12 protein-coding genes are annotated in these 16,624 nt (G+C 34.2%); 4 read left to right on the top strand and 8 right to left on the bottom strand.

The window, feature by feature from the left end; all coding sequences use genetic code 11:
* Positions 1-31 precede the first annotated feature (31 nt).
* From AACZ41_RS15705 to AACZ41_RS15690, 4 genes are read right to left on the bottom strand one after another with little or no spacing between them, the layout of a single operon-like run.
* Entirely contained in the window at positions 32-823 is a 792-nt protein-coding gene (locus tag AACZ41_RS15705; RefSeq protein WP_339629553.1) for a (Fe-S)-binding protein, read from the bottom strand.
* A gap of 8 nt (positions 824-831) precedes the next feature.
* On the bottom strand, positions 832-2,157 hold the full coding sequence (locus AACZ41_RS15700; RefSeq protein WP_339629552.1) for a (Fe-S)-binding protein: 1,326 nt from the start codon (positions 2,155-2,157) through the stop codon (positions 832-834).
* A 4-nt stretch (positions 2,158-2,161) separates the two neighbouring features.
* Positions 2,162-3,127: an MlaD family protein gene (locus AACZ41_RS15695; protein WP_339629551.1), complete on the bottom strand. Its 966-nt coding sequence runs from the start codon at positions 3,125-3,127 to the stop codon at positions 2,162-2,164.
* Between the two features lie 47 nt (positions 3,128-3,174).
* Entirely contained in the window at positions 3,175-4,434 is a 1,260-nt protein-coding gene (locus tag AACZ41_RS15690) for an N-acetylmuramoyl-L-alanine amidase (RefSeq protein ID WP_339629550.1), read from the bottom strand.
* Between the two features lie 143 nt (positions 4,435-4,577).
* Here AACZ41_RS15690 and AACZ41_RS15685 point away from each other — a divergent pair, with 143 nt between their 5' ends.
* Both AACZ41_RS15685 and AACZ41_RS15680 read left to right on the top strand, forming a co-directional pair.
* Entirely contained in the window at positions 4,578-7,340 is a 2,763-nt protein-coding gene (locus AACZ41_RS15685; protein ID WP_339629549.1) for a putative LPS assembly protein LptD, read from the top strand.
* Positions 7,341-7,358: 18 nt separating this feature from the next.
* A complete protein-coding gene (locus AACZ41_RS15680; RefSeq protein ID WP_339629548.1) occupies positions 7,359-7,739 on the top strand; it encodes a RidA family protein in 381 nt (126 codons plus the stop codon).
* Between the two features lie 4 nt (positions 7,740-7,743).
* Here AACZ41_RS15680 and AACZ41_RS15675 read toward each other — a convergent pair whose 3' ends face one another.
* From AACZ41_RS15675 to AACZ41_RS15660, 4 genes are all read right to left on the bottom strand, one after another.
* Positions 7,744-8,595: an N-acetylglucosamine kinase gene (locus tag AACZ41_RS15675; protein ID WP_091627211.1), complete on the bottom strand. Its 852-nt coding sequence runs from the start codon at positions 8,593-8,595 to the stop codon at positions 7,744-7,746.
* An 88-nt stretch (positions 8,596-8,683) separates the two neighbouring features.
* Entirely contained in the window at positions 8,684-9,685 is a 1,002-nt protein-coding gene (gene gap, locus AACZ41_RS15670; protein ID WP_339629547.1) for a type I glyceraldehyde-3-phosphate dehydrogenase, read from the bottom strand.
* Positions 9,686-9,708: 23 nt separating this feature from the next.
* Positions 9,709-10,695 carry a 6-phosphofructokinase gene (pfkA, locus tag AACZ41_RS15665; RefSeq protein ID WP_339629546.1) on the bottom strand — a complete coding sequence of 329 codons (987 nt, stop codon included), beginning with the start codon at positions 10,693-10,695 and terminating at the stop codon, positions 9,709-9,711.
* 162 nt (positions 10,696-10,857) lie between these two features.
* Positions 10,858-15,285 carry a translocation/assembly module TamB domain-containing protein gene (locus AACZ41_RS15660; protein WP_339629545.1) on the bottom strand — a complete coding sequence of 1,476 codons (4,428 nt, stop codon included), beginning with the start codon at positions 15,283-15,285 and terminating at the stop codon, positions 10,858-10,860.
* An 86-nt stretch (positions 15,286-15,371) separates the two neighbouring features.
* On the opposite strand from AACZ41_RS15660, the gene tsaD reads away from it, so the two are divergent.
* Together tsaD and AACZ41_RS15650 are read left to right on the top strand one after the other, a co-directional pair.
* Positions 15,372-16,397 carry a tRNA (adenosine(37)-N6)-threonylcarbamoyltransferase complex transferase subunit TsaD gene (gene tsaD, locus AACZ41_RS15655; protein ID WP_339629589.1) on the top strand — a complete coding sequence of 342 codons (1,026 nt, stop codon included), beginning with the start codon at positions 15,372-15,374 and terminating at the stop codon, positions 16,395-16,397.
* Positions 16,398-16,413: 16 nt separating this feature from the next.
* On the top strand, positions 16,414-16,624 hold a 211-nt coding region (locus tag AACZ41_RS15650; RefSeq protein WP_339629544.1), incomplete at its 3' end, for an RNA methyltransferase PUA domain-containing protein.

The following is a 16,624-nucleotide window of genomic DNA, read 5'->3' as shown; positions in this document are numbered from 1 at the left end:
TTAGATATTAAAAAATTAAATAATGAAAAATTTACAGATCTTCTGCGGTAGCAATCAACTCTGCAATATCCATAACTTCGATTGAATCTTCTTTCTCCTTATTCTTAACACCGTCAGTCATCATGGTATTACAAAAGGGACAACCTGCTGCAATTATATCAGGTTTTATTTCTAACGCTTGCTCGGTACGTTCAACATTCACGTCTTTATCCCCTTTTTCGGATTCTTTAAACATCTGCGCACCGCCTGCACCACAACAAAGACCTCTTTGTTTACAGCTTTTCATTTCAACTAACTCTGCATCCAATTTTCTAATTAAATCCCTTGGCGCTTCGTAAACACCATTAGCCCTTCCTAAATAACAAGGGTCATGAAAAGTGATTCGTTTTCCTTTAAACGTACCACCTTCCATTGAAATTCTACCTTCGGTCAGTAGTTGTTTTAAAAACTGTGTATGGTGAACAACTTCATAATTACCCCCTAAACCAGGGTACTCATTTTTAATGGTATTAAAACAATGAGGACAAGCTGTTACTATCTTTTTAATTTCATAGGCATTGAGCACTTCTATATTGGTAACTGCCTGCATTTGAAACAAAAATTCATTTCCTGCACGTTTTGCCGGGTCGCCTGTACAGCTTTCTTCTGTACCTAAAACAGCAAATGACACATTGGCCTTGTTCAAAATCTTAACGAAAGCTTTTGTTATCTTTTTTGCCCTGTCATCAAAACTACCGGCACAACCTACCCAAAATAAAACCTCAGGAACGGTACCTGTAGCAAAAAATTCTGCCATTGTAGGCACTTTCAATTCACTTATCATATCTTCTTTTAAGATTCTTTACTCCAGTTTAAACGATCCATTTGGTTAAATGGCCAAGGTGCACCATTATTTTCAATATTACTCATCATGTTATTCAAATCTGTTGGAGCAGCAGATTGTTCCATAACTAAATATTGTCGCATATCCATAATAATAGAAAGAGGGTCGATACTGATAGGGCATGCTTCTACGCAAGCATTACAAGAAGTACAAGCCCATAATTCTTCTGGACTTATAAAATCGTTTAATAATTGTTTACCATCATCTTTAAACTCACCATTATTCTCATCTATATTCTTACCAACTTCCTCTAGGCGGTCACGGGTATCCATCATTATTTTACGAGGAGACAATTTTTTACCTGTTAGATTTGCCGGACATTCACTGGTACACCTACCACATTCGGTACAGGTATAGGCATTTAATAATTGAACCCAGCTTAAATCTTGAACGTCTGAAGCACCAAATTTATCTGGTACTTCAGCATCTTCAGCAGGTTCTGCATACGGATCGGCATCAGGATCCATCATCATACGCACTTCATCTGTGACAGATTGCAAATTCTTAAACTGTCCTTTTGGAGTTAGTTTACCATAATAAGTATTCGGAAACGCCAGAAGTATATGTAAGTGCTTAGAATAGTACAAATAGTTGAGGAAAAATAAAATTCCCGCAATATGTAACCACCAAGCAGTACGTTCAACTATTATTAAAGTTGAAATAGATAAATTTTCGAATAATGGCGCTATAAAACTACTTATCGGAAACGACCCTGCTTTAGCATAATGTTCTGCCCCCATTTGTTGCAATTGATAATCTGCTGCATTCATGGTTAGAAATAAAAACATCAATACCAATTCGATATATAGAATAAGGTTACCGTCTTTTTTTGGCCAACCGACCATTTCTGGTTTAAAGAATCTTTTTAATCGAATAATATTTCTTCTTATCCAGAAAACAACTACTGCAATAATCACTAATAATGCCAATACCTCAAACGATGCAATTAGAAAATCATATAACCCACCTAATACCGAAAACATTCTATGTGTACCAAAAACACCATCTAAGATAATTTCAAGTACTTCTATATTTATTATAACAAAACCAACGTAAACGATAATATGAAGAAAACCTGCAATTGGACGAACGACCATTTTAGATTGACCTAAAGCAATCTTTGCCATGTTTTTCCACCGTTGTGGCTTATTGTCCTTTATAGATACTTCCTTACCAAGGAAAATATTTCGTTTTAATTTTGAAATATTCTTTACAAAGAAACCCACACCAACTACCAGTAAGAGTATAAAAATAATATTAGGGAGATACTGCATAAATTTATTCTTCTATTTTATCAGCTGGGTCTTCTTCAGGAACTGTATAATCCTTTTGTTTTTTACCGAAGACCGAAACGTTAACATAGCGTTTTGGGTTTAAACGGAAATCTTGTAAGAGTAGCTCTAATTCTCTACTACTGCTATTCAAATTTGAGTATAGCTCCTTATCGTTCATCAATAAACCTAAGGTACCATCGCCATTTTCAATTTTTTGGGCTACTTGATCTAAACTGGCCATTGTAGATTCTAAACTTGCCAAAGTACGCCCCAAACCAGCAGAATTTAAGGAGTCTGAAAGTTTAGCGAAATTTGAAGTAAGCACTTCAAAATTCTTAAATGAATTATCTAACTTTTCCCTATTACCCTCAAGTACGCTATTAAGTGAAGTAGTACTCTTATTAAGACTTGTTATCAAAACATTGAGACCTCCAATAACCTCTTTCAATTCCTTTTTTGTGTTAGAATCTAAGACAGAATTTACATTAACTAAAACAGAATCAGCTCCAGATATAGCAGACTCGAACTTACGTACCAAAGGAGTTAATTTTTGTTGCGCTAAATCTGTAATACCTGGTCTTGTCTCAGATTGTAACGTATCACCAGATTGTGCAATACCGGTAGCGTCAAAAACAGGTCTAATCTGTAAACCCTTACCTCCTATTATACCGGTATCATAAAGTTCTACCAGACTATTTTTAGAGAATTTAAAGTCATTACCAACCGTAAAAGTCACTAATAAATTCCCTTTTTCATCTAAAAACTTTATATCATTTACTTTTCCAACACTAAACCCGTTGATTGAAACGGTAGTACCAGATTGAAGTCCACCAACATTCGGATAAACCGCATAGAACGTTTTACTGTTATCAAAAATAGGAGTGGATTTCAAAAAGCTGAATCCCATGATAAACAAAAGAATACCTCCTATTACAATAATTCCTGTTTTTACTTCTCTAGATAGTTTCAAGCAATCATATTTTTGTTATACTCAAAATTAGGAATAATATTCACACTTTAAGGGGTAAATTCAGAAACCTCGTCCAGTGCTTGTTTAATAGGAATTCTTTCTCCAAATTTATAAGCCACAATGTACGCTGTTTTATATCCTTTTTCTTGCGCTAAGGTTTGCATCATTTTCGCTTCTCTATATGACCTGGTTTCCCCGTACATGTAACGATATAAATTTTTATAGGGTTCCTGTGACAAATTTGATAGACCATTAAAGTTAGCAGAAGTAAGTTGTACATTTTTACTACTCGCCATTAACTGAATCTTAAATATAATTGATTCCACAACTTCTTTTGAGGAAATAACCTCTTCTGGTTTAGCTTCAACTACAGTATTTTCTAATTCCTCTTTTACTTCTTCAACTTTTGCCGGAACAGCAATCGGTTGTTTCTTTTTTAGTTCAGCGATTTCACCTTTAGATGGTTCAATAACAGCTCCTTTATTCTTTTCTGTTTTTTCTGCAACTTCTTCTTTAATTGGTGGCGATTTTGATTTCTCGATGGTGGTTTCCACTGTTTTAACAGTTGGCTTAACACCTTCTTTATAATGTAATATTGCTTTTGCAATTGCACTTCCAATTTCATTTTGACCTTTAACTGAATTTAAATAAGCACCTTCGTCTTTATTGGTCAAGAACCCCGTTTCAACCAAAACGCTAGGCATAAAGGTTTGATGTAACACAATAAAACCAGCCTGTTTCACTTGTCTATCGGTCCTTTTTAAAGAGCTTGAAAAATTTTCCTGAATCATGGTAGCTAAAGCTACGCTCTGATCTAAAAATTCTTCTTGCATTATTGTGAGACCAATTACAGATTCCGGTGAATTTATATCATAATCAGCATATCTATTTTCGTAGTTATCCTCTAAATAAATTACGGAGTTCTCTTTCTTGGCAATTTCAAAGTTTTGCTTATTGGCATGTAGTCCAAGCACAAATGTACCTGCACCATGTGCATCTGAGGTATGAGAATCACAATGAACTGAAACAAACAAATCGGCATTTGCCTTATTCGCCACCTCACCTCTTACATATAAATCGATGAAAGTATCATCTTTACGTGTGTAAATAACCTTTATATCTTTATTTTTAGATAAAATTTCACCTACTTTCAAAACAATATTAAGTGCAATCTTTTTTTCCAAATAACCATTACCCAAGTTACCTGGGTCATGGCCACCATGACCAGCATCCAATACAACAATAAAAGGGTCATCGGACTTTTTTACCTTATCTAACCTTGTAAAAGATTGAAGCAAAAATGACATTGCTATAACTAGTGAAATGCAAAAGAATTTTATATTCATAAGTACTAGGCATTATATAGCCCTGATAATGGTTAAATTTATTGTAACACCCTACATTAGGATTAAAAAATATATGTAAGTTTGGCATCTTAAATACTGGCTCATTGGACAGCCAAACCTTTACAAAAATAGGATATATAGCCTTGCAATCAAACAAACAATACTTACTTTTCCTATTCGTGGTTTTTGCCGGTGCTTTTTATGCCTTCGGACAAGAGGGAAAAATCACATCGTTAAACATTAAAGTAGAGAAAGATTCTATTATCGCCCCACTATTCCCATCCACAAGCATTAGAGATTCTATTTCGGCAGACTCATTAGCCGCTGATTCTATTAATAAAAAGCCCCCCTTATTATTGGATAAAATAACTTATAAGGCAAAAGATTACGTAAAATTAAGTCAAAAAGAAAATAAAATATATCTCTACAACGAGGCAGAAATTTACTATCAGGATACGGAATTAAAGGCAGGTATAATCATAATGGATTATATAAAAAACGAAGTTTACGCTGGTAGAATGAAAGATTCTTTAGGCAATTATTCCCAACTACCCTATTTTAAACAAGGTTCTAATATTGTTATACCCGATTCAATACGATTTAATTTCGATACCCAGAAAGCATTAATTTGGAATTCACGAACCGAACAACAAGCCGCTGCAGGTCAATTAGGTAGTGATGCCATGAAAGTATACGCCGAGATTACAAAAAAGGAAAATGATTCGGTATATTTTTTAAGTGAGGGTAAACTTACTACATCTACGGACACCATAAATCCTGACTATTATATTAGAGTAAGAAAGGCAAAATTCGTACCCAAAAAGAAGGTTATTGCAGGTTTTAGTAATTTATACATTGCAGATGTACCTACTCCTATAGCTATGCCATTTGCTTATTTTCCACTTTCTGTTGGTAGATCCGCAGGTATTTTAATGCCCTCTTTTGGTAATGATCCTAACACAGGATATTTTCTTCAAGATATGGGGTACTATGTTCCATTAGGTGATTACGCCGATGTAACACTCTCTGGAGATTTTTACACGAATGGAAGCTATGCTTTTAGATCGGCATCTATCTACACCAAAAGATATAAATATAGAGGGAATGTTAACCTGAGATATGAAAATCAAGTTCGTAGTCAAAAAGGCTTTAGCGATTATAGCTTGTCAAGAAATTACAACATTCAATTCTCACACTCACAAGACCCTAAATCTAGCCCGAACTCTAGATTTTCGGCCTCGGTCAACTTAGGTAGTAGTGAATATTACAGAAATTCGCTACAACAACGAAATTTACCAAACACTCAAAACAATACCCTATCGTCTTCTATTTCATATTCTAAAACATTTCCTGAATATCCATCGGTAAACATGAGTTTGACCGCAACACATTCACAATTAACATCACCAACCGCAACCGCATCTGACACAGATAATATTAACATGACCTTACCAACCTTTCAGGCAAGTATGGAACGTATTTATCCTTTTGCAAAAAGAGATGGTATCAAAAAAGGTATTATTGACAACATAAACTTTCAATATGATGTTAATGCCCAAAATAGGTTAACTACTAACGATGATGATTTTCTAACTTCTAGAATGTTCGATAATGCTAAAGTTGGTGCAAGACATCGTATTCCCTTAACAACAAACTTTAAAGTGGCCAAATTTTTCAGCGTTAGTGTTGGTGGCAACTATGAAGATGTTTGGACTTTAGAAACGTACAATCAAAGCTACGACTCGGAAACTGAATCAATAGTACGAGACACCGTAAGTGGTTTTGATCGTTATAATAAATATAATTTTAGTGCAAGCATTGGTACAACACTATATGGAACTTTTGATCTAGGAGAAGACAAAAAGATTCAAGCGATACGGCACACCATGCGCCCATCAATTACTTATGGTTACGCACCATCTTTTGACCAATTTTATGATGAATATATTGACGGTGATGGCGATGTTGTTCAATTTAGCCGTTTTCAAGGAACCTTAAACGGTGCACCTTCATTAGGCAAATCTAATAGTTTAGGATTTTCTTTAGCCAACACCCTAGAGGCTAAAGTTAGAGATAAAGATTCCACTAAAATAGAACCTAAAAAAGTTTCTTTATTAAGTAACTTCAATATCTCGACAGGGTATAATTTTGAATCTGATTCGCTTCGTTTAAATCCTTTAACCGTTAATGGTGGAACGAATATTCTCGATAATAAAATGTCTATTAACTTTTCGGCAGGTCTCGACCCCTATGCTATAGACAATAACGGAACTAGGATAGACACTTGGAACATTGACAATGGCGGTAGTCTTTTTAGACTGACAAGGGCAAATGCCAACATATCATATTCCATTAGTAGTGAAATGTTCGGCAAAAAAGATGACGATGAAAAAGAAGAAGAGGAAGACCCCTTCGATTATGTAGCACAAAGTGGCGGTAGGGACGATGATCTTTTTGGTAGAGCCGATAATTTCAATGACAATCCTGTTCGTAAAGATGATAAGAATAGTGATGTAGAAAACCCTATATATGGAACAAAAATACCGTGGAACTTAAGACTTGCTTATTCTGCGAGTTATACAAATTCTGCAAGACAGAATGAATTTAGCAGCCACTCACTAATGTTTTCTGGCGATATAGAATTAGCTCCGAGATGGTCGGTAGGCGGGTCTTCTGGATATGATTTTAAAAACCAAGGCTTCACTCTAACGCAACTACGCTTTCAACGAGATTTGAAGAGTTTTACCATGCGTTTTAATTGGACACCTTTTGGCCAATACAAAAGATGGTACTTTTTTATCGGTATAGATTCATCTATTCTTAAAGATCTTAAATGGGAAAATCGAAGTCAGCCCATTAGAAATTAATAAAATTCAATTTACAATATGAAAAAGATAATTAACACTTCAAATGCCCCAGCCCCAATTGGGCCATACAATCAAGCCATTTTAAGCAACGGAACACTATATATTTCTGGTCAAATACCATTAAATCCAAAAAATGGAGAGTTAGTTTCTGGAGATATAAAAAAGGAAACTAAACAATCAATGGAAAATTTAAAGGCCATTTTAACCGAAGCTGAAATGACCTTTGAAAATGTTGTGAAATCTTCTATATTTCTTAGTGATATGAAACAATTCACCGAAGTGAACGAAGTATATGCATCTTATTTTAATGCGGAAACTGCACCTGCCCGAGAAACCGTAGAAATAGCAAATCTACCTAAGTTTGTAAACGTAGAAATTTCCATGATTGCCGTAAAGTAATACTTTACATATTTGCTTGGTGAAACTCTACCAAACCTTCAATCGGTCGTTGTCGAATTACACCTACGATTAAATCATTTCTTAATAATACGGAAGTTAGCTCATCTCGCAAATAATGGGCAATACTTCCAACAAAGTTAATTGGCACTTTAGTAGCCAATTCAAATTGCATTACATAATTATTAATGAACTGCTGAAATCCTTTATCTATAACACCTTTAGAATAAGGGTGGTCCTTATTTTCTATCAAAAAACGTGCAAACGTTGCAAGATAAGTATTAGGGTTAGGTTGCTTATATAGGTTTTCTTTAATCACATCAGCATCTAGATCATGTTGCTTGGCAAATTTGTGCGCTAAATCTGCAGGCATTTTGTGAAAATAATAATCCCTAATTAATTTACGTCCAAAGAAATTACCACTCCCATCATCCATTGGAATATAACCCAAAGATGTTACTTTTTGAAATAATTGATTACCATCATAGTAACTACAATTAGAACCTGTACCAAGTATACAGACAATACCTTGATGACCAACTTTCGTAGTAGCAAATATTGCCGCATAGGTATCTTCTTTTACATCAGCTTTAGCATTAGGAAAGAAATCCTTAAAAATAGCTTTTAGAAACGCTTTCATACGATCTGTTCCACAACCCGCACCGTAAAAATATAAGTGAGTTACTTTTTCACGGTTTTTAGAAAGTTCAAAGTTATTAGCTAAGCGATCTTCTATTACATCTTTTGTCAACACCTCTGGACTTAGGCCCAAAGTTTGAGTTAAAAAAAGTTGTTCGCCATTTTCATCCAAAGCAATCCAATCAGACTTGGTTGCGCCACTATCTACTATTAAAATCATATACCGAATGTCTTTAAAAAATAAACCTGAAAATAAGGAAAAAATGCCTCATTTTCAGGAAATATTTTTGATTATACCAAAATGTTGGCTATAACGTATTTACGTGTTGAATAAGGTCTACCATTTTATTAGAGAAACCTGCTTCGTTATCATACCAGCAAATTAATTTGAAAAATTTAGAATTTAACTCGATTCCTGCACCAGCATCAAAAACACTTGTGTGAGTTTCACCAATAAAATCCTGAGATACAAGTAATTCCTCAGTATATCCTAAAACACCTTTCAATTCACCTTCAGAAGCAGCTTTGAATGCCTTTTTAATTTCTTCGTAAGAAGTTTCTTTCTCTAAACGTACAGTTAAATCAACCACAGAAACATCTGCTGTAGGTACTCTAAAAGCCATACCTGTTAGTTTACCTTTTAAAGCAGGTATAACTTTAGTAACCGCGACAGCTGCACCAGTTGACGCAGGTATAATGTTCAACATAGCACTTCTACCACCTCTCCAATCTTTTCTTGAAGGACCATCAACTGTCATTTGAGTAGCAGTTGTAGCATGAACAGTAGTCATCAACGCTTCTTCGATTCCGAATTTATCATTCAAAACCTTAGCCATTGGTGCTAAACAGTTAGTTGTACAAGATGCATTTGATACGATAGTATCAGATGATTTAGCATCTTTATGATTAACTCCCATCACAAACATTGGAGCATCTTTAGAAGGCGCTGATATAACTACTTTTTTAGCACCACCATCGATATGATATTGAGCCGTTTCTAAAGTTGTGAAAATACCAGTACATTCAGCAACAGTTGTTGCACCTACTTCATCCCACTTACAATTCTTAGGATCTCTTTCTGCAGTTATACGAACAGTTTTACCATTTACAACTAAATGACCATCCTTCACCTCTACGGTTCCTTCAAAAGCACCATGAACCGAATCATACTTAAGAAGGTAAGCTAAATGCTCTACATCTAACAAATCATTTATTGCAACGACATCAACATCTCCTCGTTTTACCGTTGTTCTGAAGACCAATCTTCCTATTCTACCAAAACCGTTTATTCCTACTTTTAAATTTGACATTTTCTTTATTTTAACGTTTAATATTATGTTGTCATTATTTCTGAAACCCTAATCAGTTCCTTATCAATTTTTGTATGCCCTTTTATTGCCTTATTAATAGGCGTTAAGGTTAACTTATTACATTGAATACCTACCATTAAGTTAGTTTTTCCTTCAAGCAAAGCTTCCACTGCCTTTACTCCCATTCTACTGGCAAGAACTCTGTCGTAGCATGATGGCGAACCACCTCTTTGCATATGACCTAGAACAGACACCCTAACATCATAGATCGGCAAATGTTCTTCAACGTATTCCTTTAGTTCGAATACATTTTTACCAGATTTATCACCTTCAGCAACTATAACGATGCTAGAAGATTTTCCAGACTCCTTGCTTCTTTTCAAGGATTCTAACAATCTGTCAAGACCAAGATTTTCTTCTGGAATTAAAATTTCCTCTGCACCAGCACCAACCCCAGCATTTAAAGCAATATGGCCAACATCTCTACCCATAACTTCTACAAAGAATAGTCTGTTATGAGAACTAGCCGTATCTCTAATCTTATCGATACACTCTACCACCGTATTAAGAGCAGTATCGAAACCTAAAGTAAATGTGGTTCCGAAAATATCGTTATCAATTGTACCAGGTATACCCATTACTGGAAAGTTGAACTCCCTATTGAATATCATTGCACCAGTAAAGCTACCATCACCACCGATAACAACAAATGCATCTATACCAGCTTTTATAAGCTCATCGTGCGCTTTCTTTCTACCCTCCGGTGTTCTAAAATCATCACATCTGGCAGACTTAAGTATAGTACCACCTTTATTTATGATATTATTCACACTACGGGCATCCATAGGTTTAAAATCCCCTTCTATCATACCTTGATACCCTCTGTAAATTGCAACGCAATCTACCTTCATATAGGCACAGGTACGAACAACTGATCTTATGGCTGCATTCATGCCAGGAGAATCACCACCAGAAGTCAGTACTGCTATTTTTTTTATTTCTGAAGACATCGAAAAATTTAAGCCAACGAAATTACTAAATCTTAATACAATAAAGAAATAATGTGAGTCCGCATTTTCAACAGAAATTAAAGAAAACGTTTTAGTTGTGACATTTTACTACAATACTTCTTAAATTTCCACATTTCTTAACAATAAGCACACACAACGTTATCAATTTATTGATTTTGGTTTATCATAAAATCGAATTAAACTATCATTTCCCATTACCGAAGAAGGGGTCTCTTTCAGTTTATTTGGCTCTTCAATTTCTATTTTTTTAGTTAAGATTTTTCTAAAAAGTTCTTTAAAATTATTAAAATCAACCTCATAGGATAATCCAGCCCCTTGGGTTGAGCCTTGCTGGTCAGATAAATATGCCTGAATTTCACTTTGCCTACTAAAAAATTTAGCGCTTAAGGTACCTTCTTCATTCAATAAAACCTGTATTTCAAAATCACCAGCCACCAGTGTTTCACTAGAAGCACCTACTGGTACACCAACCTTACCATTGAATAATATCCTATCTGAAATTTGTGTTGAAACTGTTACCCCAATTCGGTCATCAGTTTCAATATCGGCAGACCTATCTAGGATACCTTGTTCATACGAAAGGCCAAGATTGAACTTATCATTACCCCCACTTAAAATAGAATTTAAAATACCTGATGCACTTTGAACCAAATTACCGGTAATTGCCTGCTGACTAATACCACTTTGTGAATTAACAAAAGTACCTTGAGCTAAAAGAAATATGGCATTTTTCTCTTCTACTGTTGGATCTTGAAGTCTATATTCTAGTTCCGATTGTACTATTGAGCTTGTTCCCGGAAAATCTATTCCAAAGTCAATATTTGGACTTTGAAGCTCTCCTGTTAAACGTATTATAACATCTGTTGGAATTCGTCTAGTAAAACCTGGATCATCTAACAAAGGAGCTGGATTAGCATTAAGAGAATAGACCGCTTCCATATCCAATAAAGCTTCTAAGGGCTTCTGGTCCCAATTGATCGTGCCTCCTGGCTCAACCTTAAACTTCTTATCGATTATTCCACCGAATTTATAATTATACTCGCCCGTTACAACAACGAAATCACCATACATTTCAAACTTGCCATTGGTATTGATTTGAATCAGAATAATACCTTCACCTGTACCTTTCAAAGAGCTACCCGTTTTAGTATCTGTAACAATTTCCACCTCTGCATCTGGAGTAACATCAAGATTGAACTCCAACTCCAAACCTTGGTATTCTTTTAACTGTCGTTGACCTTCTATTCTTTGTCTATCGTTTTTTTCTATAAAATTTATAAAAGAATAATCCCCTACACTGGCTACATCGCTTAATGGAATCTTCAACGAGGTACCTTTTGCCGTAGAACCATCAACCGTAATATTCAAGGCCGTGGTAGGACCATAAATACGTCCGGTACCATTTAAATACCCCGTACCATAGTATAACTCGCCTTCTTTAAATTCGGTATTCAGAATTAAGAAACGGTTATTCTTGGTATCTACATTTAAATCTAATACCCAATTTTCGAAAAAACTGTGAGTGATTGTTCCGTCTAAATTTGCACGTGTACCTTTAGCTACATCCTCCAATGCAATATTTTCAAAATTGAAAGTTTGGTCAGAAAGCACTACTCTAGAACGTGGTGCAAAACTATAATCAACATTTAAATAAGGCACAGCTATACCGGCATTATCCAAAGTAAGAAGTCCATTAAAACTCGGATTATCCACATTACCAATTATACTTACCTGACCATCAATATCACCTCGTATATTATCTATAACCCCTTCACCTAATGGACTAAAAGGCTCTAAACTAAAATTATTAAAATTGGCTAATAAATCGGCTTTAGGGATATCGCCTTTATTATCGATACTACCCAGAACGCTAAACTTTTCTAAACCATTATCAGTGAGTTGCGAATTAACTTGAAATTCAGTTAAATCTTTGTTACCTATAATATTAATCGCCAAATCACCCAAAGGAATATCATTTATACCAAAGTGTTCGATATTTAAGTTTGATGAGGGTAAATAAATACCATCTTTTTGCAAAACATTTAAAGTTCCGTTTACCTCACCTTGTAATTTAAGGCTATCGATGACCGGGGTAATTTTATTTAAAGAGACTATTTTGAACTGCAATTGAAGATCTTTATACGTAGAATCCGCTAGTTGACCTTTTAATCTAATTTGCTCTTTCTCCTCATTGTTCATTACAATTTCTTGAATTGTAATGCTATCCAGTGCTCTATTCAATATTACCTTATTCTTAGAATCACCATCTTTATTCAAAACCCATTTATTCCCCTTAAAATTAACATCGGATGTTTTTAAACCTATGACCGATTTATTTTCTTTATTAAACGTGTGGTAGAAATTGAGGTTGTAAGAATCATTGAAATCACTTCCTCCTTTAAATTCAGACCTAAAGAACAAAGTATCTTTAAGAGTAGTATTTATTAAATTAAAGTCTTTAAAATTATAATAAGGAGTTTCCAATTCCCCAACCGAAACAAATGTATTGAACAGCGGATTTTTATTATCTATACGTACTTCTATATTATCTGCTACAGTACCAAAAGCTTCAATACTAGGTGATTCAAAATTGAGTTTAAAATCACCTTCATCGGCAACAATATTTCCTTTTATAAACGTATTGGGATCAAATCGCACTTCAGGAAAAAATACATCAACAATTTTATTATATATTTTAAAATTGAAAGAAAGATTTTGACCATCAGAAATTTGAAATGGCCTATAGTTAGTATAAATACTTCCTAACGAATTTTGAACAAGCTTACTTAATTCTCGAACTTTAAAATCACCTTTCATAAAACCGGTAATAATATCTGGAGAATTTATATTTATAATACGTGCTTTCTCGTCATCAAAACTAGATGTTATAGCAAAATCTTCGAAATAATAGGTGTCATTTACATTTTGATAATTCGTTTGAGTGAACTTAATATCCCCTACGATATTATCTAAACTTGTCCCAGTAATATCCATATTCACGTTACCTTTAAAAATGGAAACGCTATCGTTAATGAAGTTAAGTTTCTTTAAATCGGCATAATCTACTGAGGCAATAAAATTGAAATTATTTCTAGTCTCGGCAAAGTTAGCTAGACCCTTAAAGTTGAATTTTAAGTTTTCATCATTACTTATCAAAGACCCATCGAATAATTGATCTTTTATGATACCCGAAACTCTTAAATCTTGATAATTATATTTATTAAATTCGATTGAATATACTTGTCCTATAACTTCGGTATTCAATCTTTCTTTAACAAAACCCTTACCTTCTACATTAAAATCTAGGGTAGTTTTACCTAAACTTTTGTTTTCGGCAAAATCTCCTAAATCAAAATCGATTAAAGAAATAAATCCTTTATAAGTAGCATTATCTATATTATTGAAATTGCTTAATACGACATCAGCATAACTACTACCGATAGCTGTATTTAAGTTGACTTTTGCATCTATTGATGAATTGGTGATCAATGCTTTACCACGAATCGTAAATTGACCAAGCTTACTGAAAGTTGATGGTAATGATTTACCAATTAAATTAGGCAATAAAGCATTTAATTGATAATAACTACTTGTTACATTTTTCATTTCAGCATTTAAGCTAAATGGTTTTTGCTTACTAAATAGATTTTTAAAATTGAAGTCTCCACGAATACCGGTATTATCAGAAAAAAGAAACAGATTATCTGTATTGAGGTCATTTAAAACACCGATTATATCAGCGCTGAAGGTTACCTCTTTACCTTTTCCAAACTCATTATATAGCAAATTAATCTCATCAAAAGCTACCTTAGACTCTTTAAAATCCGCAACAACATTTACTTTGTTCAAAAAATCACGGAAATCTTCTCGATTATAATTAAAAACCAGATTACCATCTAATTCAGATAAAGGAGTTTTTATTTTAAGGGAATCGAAACGCATTTGCTGCTTGGTATACTTAAAATTAGTGGCCAACCTATTTACCTTTAAACCCCTATTGCTATAAAGCGACATATCTCGAATATCAGCAGTCACTTCTGGTCCAAGTATAAGAAAGTTATCCGCGCTTATATTCAGACTATCAAAATTTAAAATAGTAGGTTTTTCTAAATTCTCGTCAATATATTTAAATCTACTTTTTTTTATATCAACTTGAGAAGACCATAACTTGAATGGGGGCGTATCAGGTGCTCTAGGGTTTCCATCATCAAGTTTATCTACAAAGACTTCAAGGTTAGTATTTTCTTCACCAAAATATGTCTTCAATTTAAAATTCAATTCGTCGACAGAAATATCGCCAAATTCTAAATTTCCTTGAGCCAAATTACCAATACTAAGAATAGATGTTTTGAGTTCATTTAGATAGAAAAGCGTATCTTTTTTATAATCTTCTATAAAAACCCCCTCTAACGCAGTATCCCAAGAAATCAATGAAAGTTTTAAACGATTAATATTAATATGAGTGCCATACTGCTTATTAATTTTCTTCGTAGCATACTGAGCCAATAAAGTTTGAACTAGCGGCAACGAAAAAATCAGGGTACCTAAAACACATATCAGTAAAAGCACCAATACTATTCTAACCAATATTTTCCTAAGTTTTTTGATAGGGCTATATGTTTTACCTTTGTTATTCAAACTTTATTCCAAATATGTTGGAACACGAAACAATTTATATACTTGCTATAGAATCTTCTTGTGATGATACCTCTGCGGCAGTTTTAATGAACGATAAAGTGCTTAGTAATGTTGTCGCCACCCAAGCAATTCACAAAGAATACGGAGGTGTTGTTCCAGAACTGGCATCAAGAGCGCATCAACAAAACATAGTCCCCGTAGTCGATCAAGCAATAGCCAAAGCAAATATCGATAAAAAACAATTATCAGCCATAGCATTTACAAGAGGACCTGGCTTAATGGGATCTCTTCTTGTAGGCACCTCTTTCGCAAAGTCATTGTCCTTGGGTTTGCAAATACCTCTTATAGAGGTGAATCATATGAAAGCTCATATTTTGGCACACTTCATTAATGATGATAGCATGAAGCCGCCTAAATTTCCTTTCTTGGCATTAACAATAAGTGGTGGACATACTCAAATTGTGCGGGTCAATGATTTTTTTGATATGAAAATTATAGGACAAACCTTAGATGATGCCGTTGGTGAAGCTTTTGACAAAAGTGCGAAAATTTTAGGTTTACCTTATCCGGGGGGACCTTTAATTGACAAATATGCCGCTACTGGAAATCAGCATAAATTTGAATTCCCTATTCCGAAAGTGAAAGAGCTCGACTTTAGCTTCAGCGGATTAAAAACCAGCATCCTATATTTTATTCAGAAACAAACCAAAGAAGCCCCAGATTTTATCAAAAATAATCTTGAAGATATCTGCGCATCCATTCAATATACCATAATAACCATTTTAATGCGAAAACTTAAAAAAGCGGTTAAGTTAACAGGTATTAAAGAGATAGCTATAGGCGGCGGAGTTTCTGCAAATTCTGGCATTAGAAAGGCTTTAATGGACGCTCAAACTAAATACGGATGGAAAACCTATGTACCTAAGTTTGAATATTGCACCGATAATGCTGCCATGATTGGTATAGTTGGGTATTATAAATATAAAAATGAAGTTTTTGCGCAGCAAGATGTGACCGCAAAAGCGAGGTATTTGATTTCTTGATTTAACCAAAAATTGTATGCAACTATTTTATAATTCTGATGTAAAAACCAACGATACTCATTTTACTTTCGACACTAATGAAAGTAAACATATTATCAAAGTGCTTAGAAAGAGAAAAGGCGATGAATTATGGATTACAAATGGTGTAGGTTATTTATTTAGAGCCAAAATTATAGATGATTCTATTAAGAAATGTGAGGTTGAACTCATATCTTCAAAAAAAACAC

Source organism: uncultured Maribacter sp. (genome assembly GCF_963974015.1).
GTDB lineage: Bacteria > Bacteroidota > Bacteroidia > Flavobacteriales > Flavobacteriaceae > Maribacter.
Note: the sequence above shows the minus strand (reverse complement) of the source record. Positions and strands in the feature narration are given on the sequence as shown.

What these genes read in the sequence shown, in the direction of transcription:
- AACZ41_RS15680 (WP_339629548.1), top strand. Translation starts at nt 7,359, where the DNA reads ATGAAAAAGATAATTAACACTTCAAATGCCCCAGCCCCAATTGGGCCA.
- pfkA (WP_339629546.1), bottom strand. Translation starts at nt 10,695, where the DNA reads ATGTCTTCAGAAATAAAAAAAATAGCAGTACTGACTTCTGGTGGTGAT.
- AACZ41_RS15700 (WP_339629552.1), bottom strand. Translation starts at nt 2,157, where the DNA reads ATGCAGTATCTCCCTAATATTATTTTTATACTCTTACTGGTAGTTGGT.
- gap (WP_339629547.1), bottom strand. Translation starts at nt 9,685, where the DNA reads ATGTCAAATTTAAAAGTAGGAATAAACGGTTTTGGTAGAATAGGAAGA.
- AACZ41_RS15705 (WP_339629553.1), bottom strand. Translation starts at nt 823, where the DNA reads ATGATAAGTGAATTGAAAGTGCCTACAATGGCAGAATTTTTTGCTACA.
- AACZ41_RS15675 (WP_091627211.1), bottom strand. Translation starts at nt 8,595, where the DNA reads ATGATTTTAATAGTAGATAGTGGCGCAACCAAGTCTGATTGGATTGCT.
- AACZ41_RS15690 (WP_339629550.1), bottom strand. Translation starts at nt 4,434, where the DNA reads ATGTCATTTTTGCTTCAATCTTTTACAAGGTTAGATAAGGTAAAAAAG.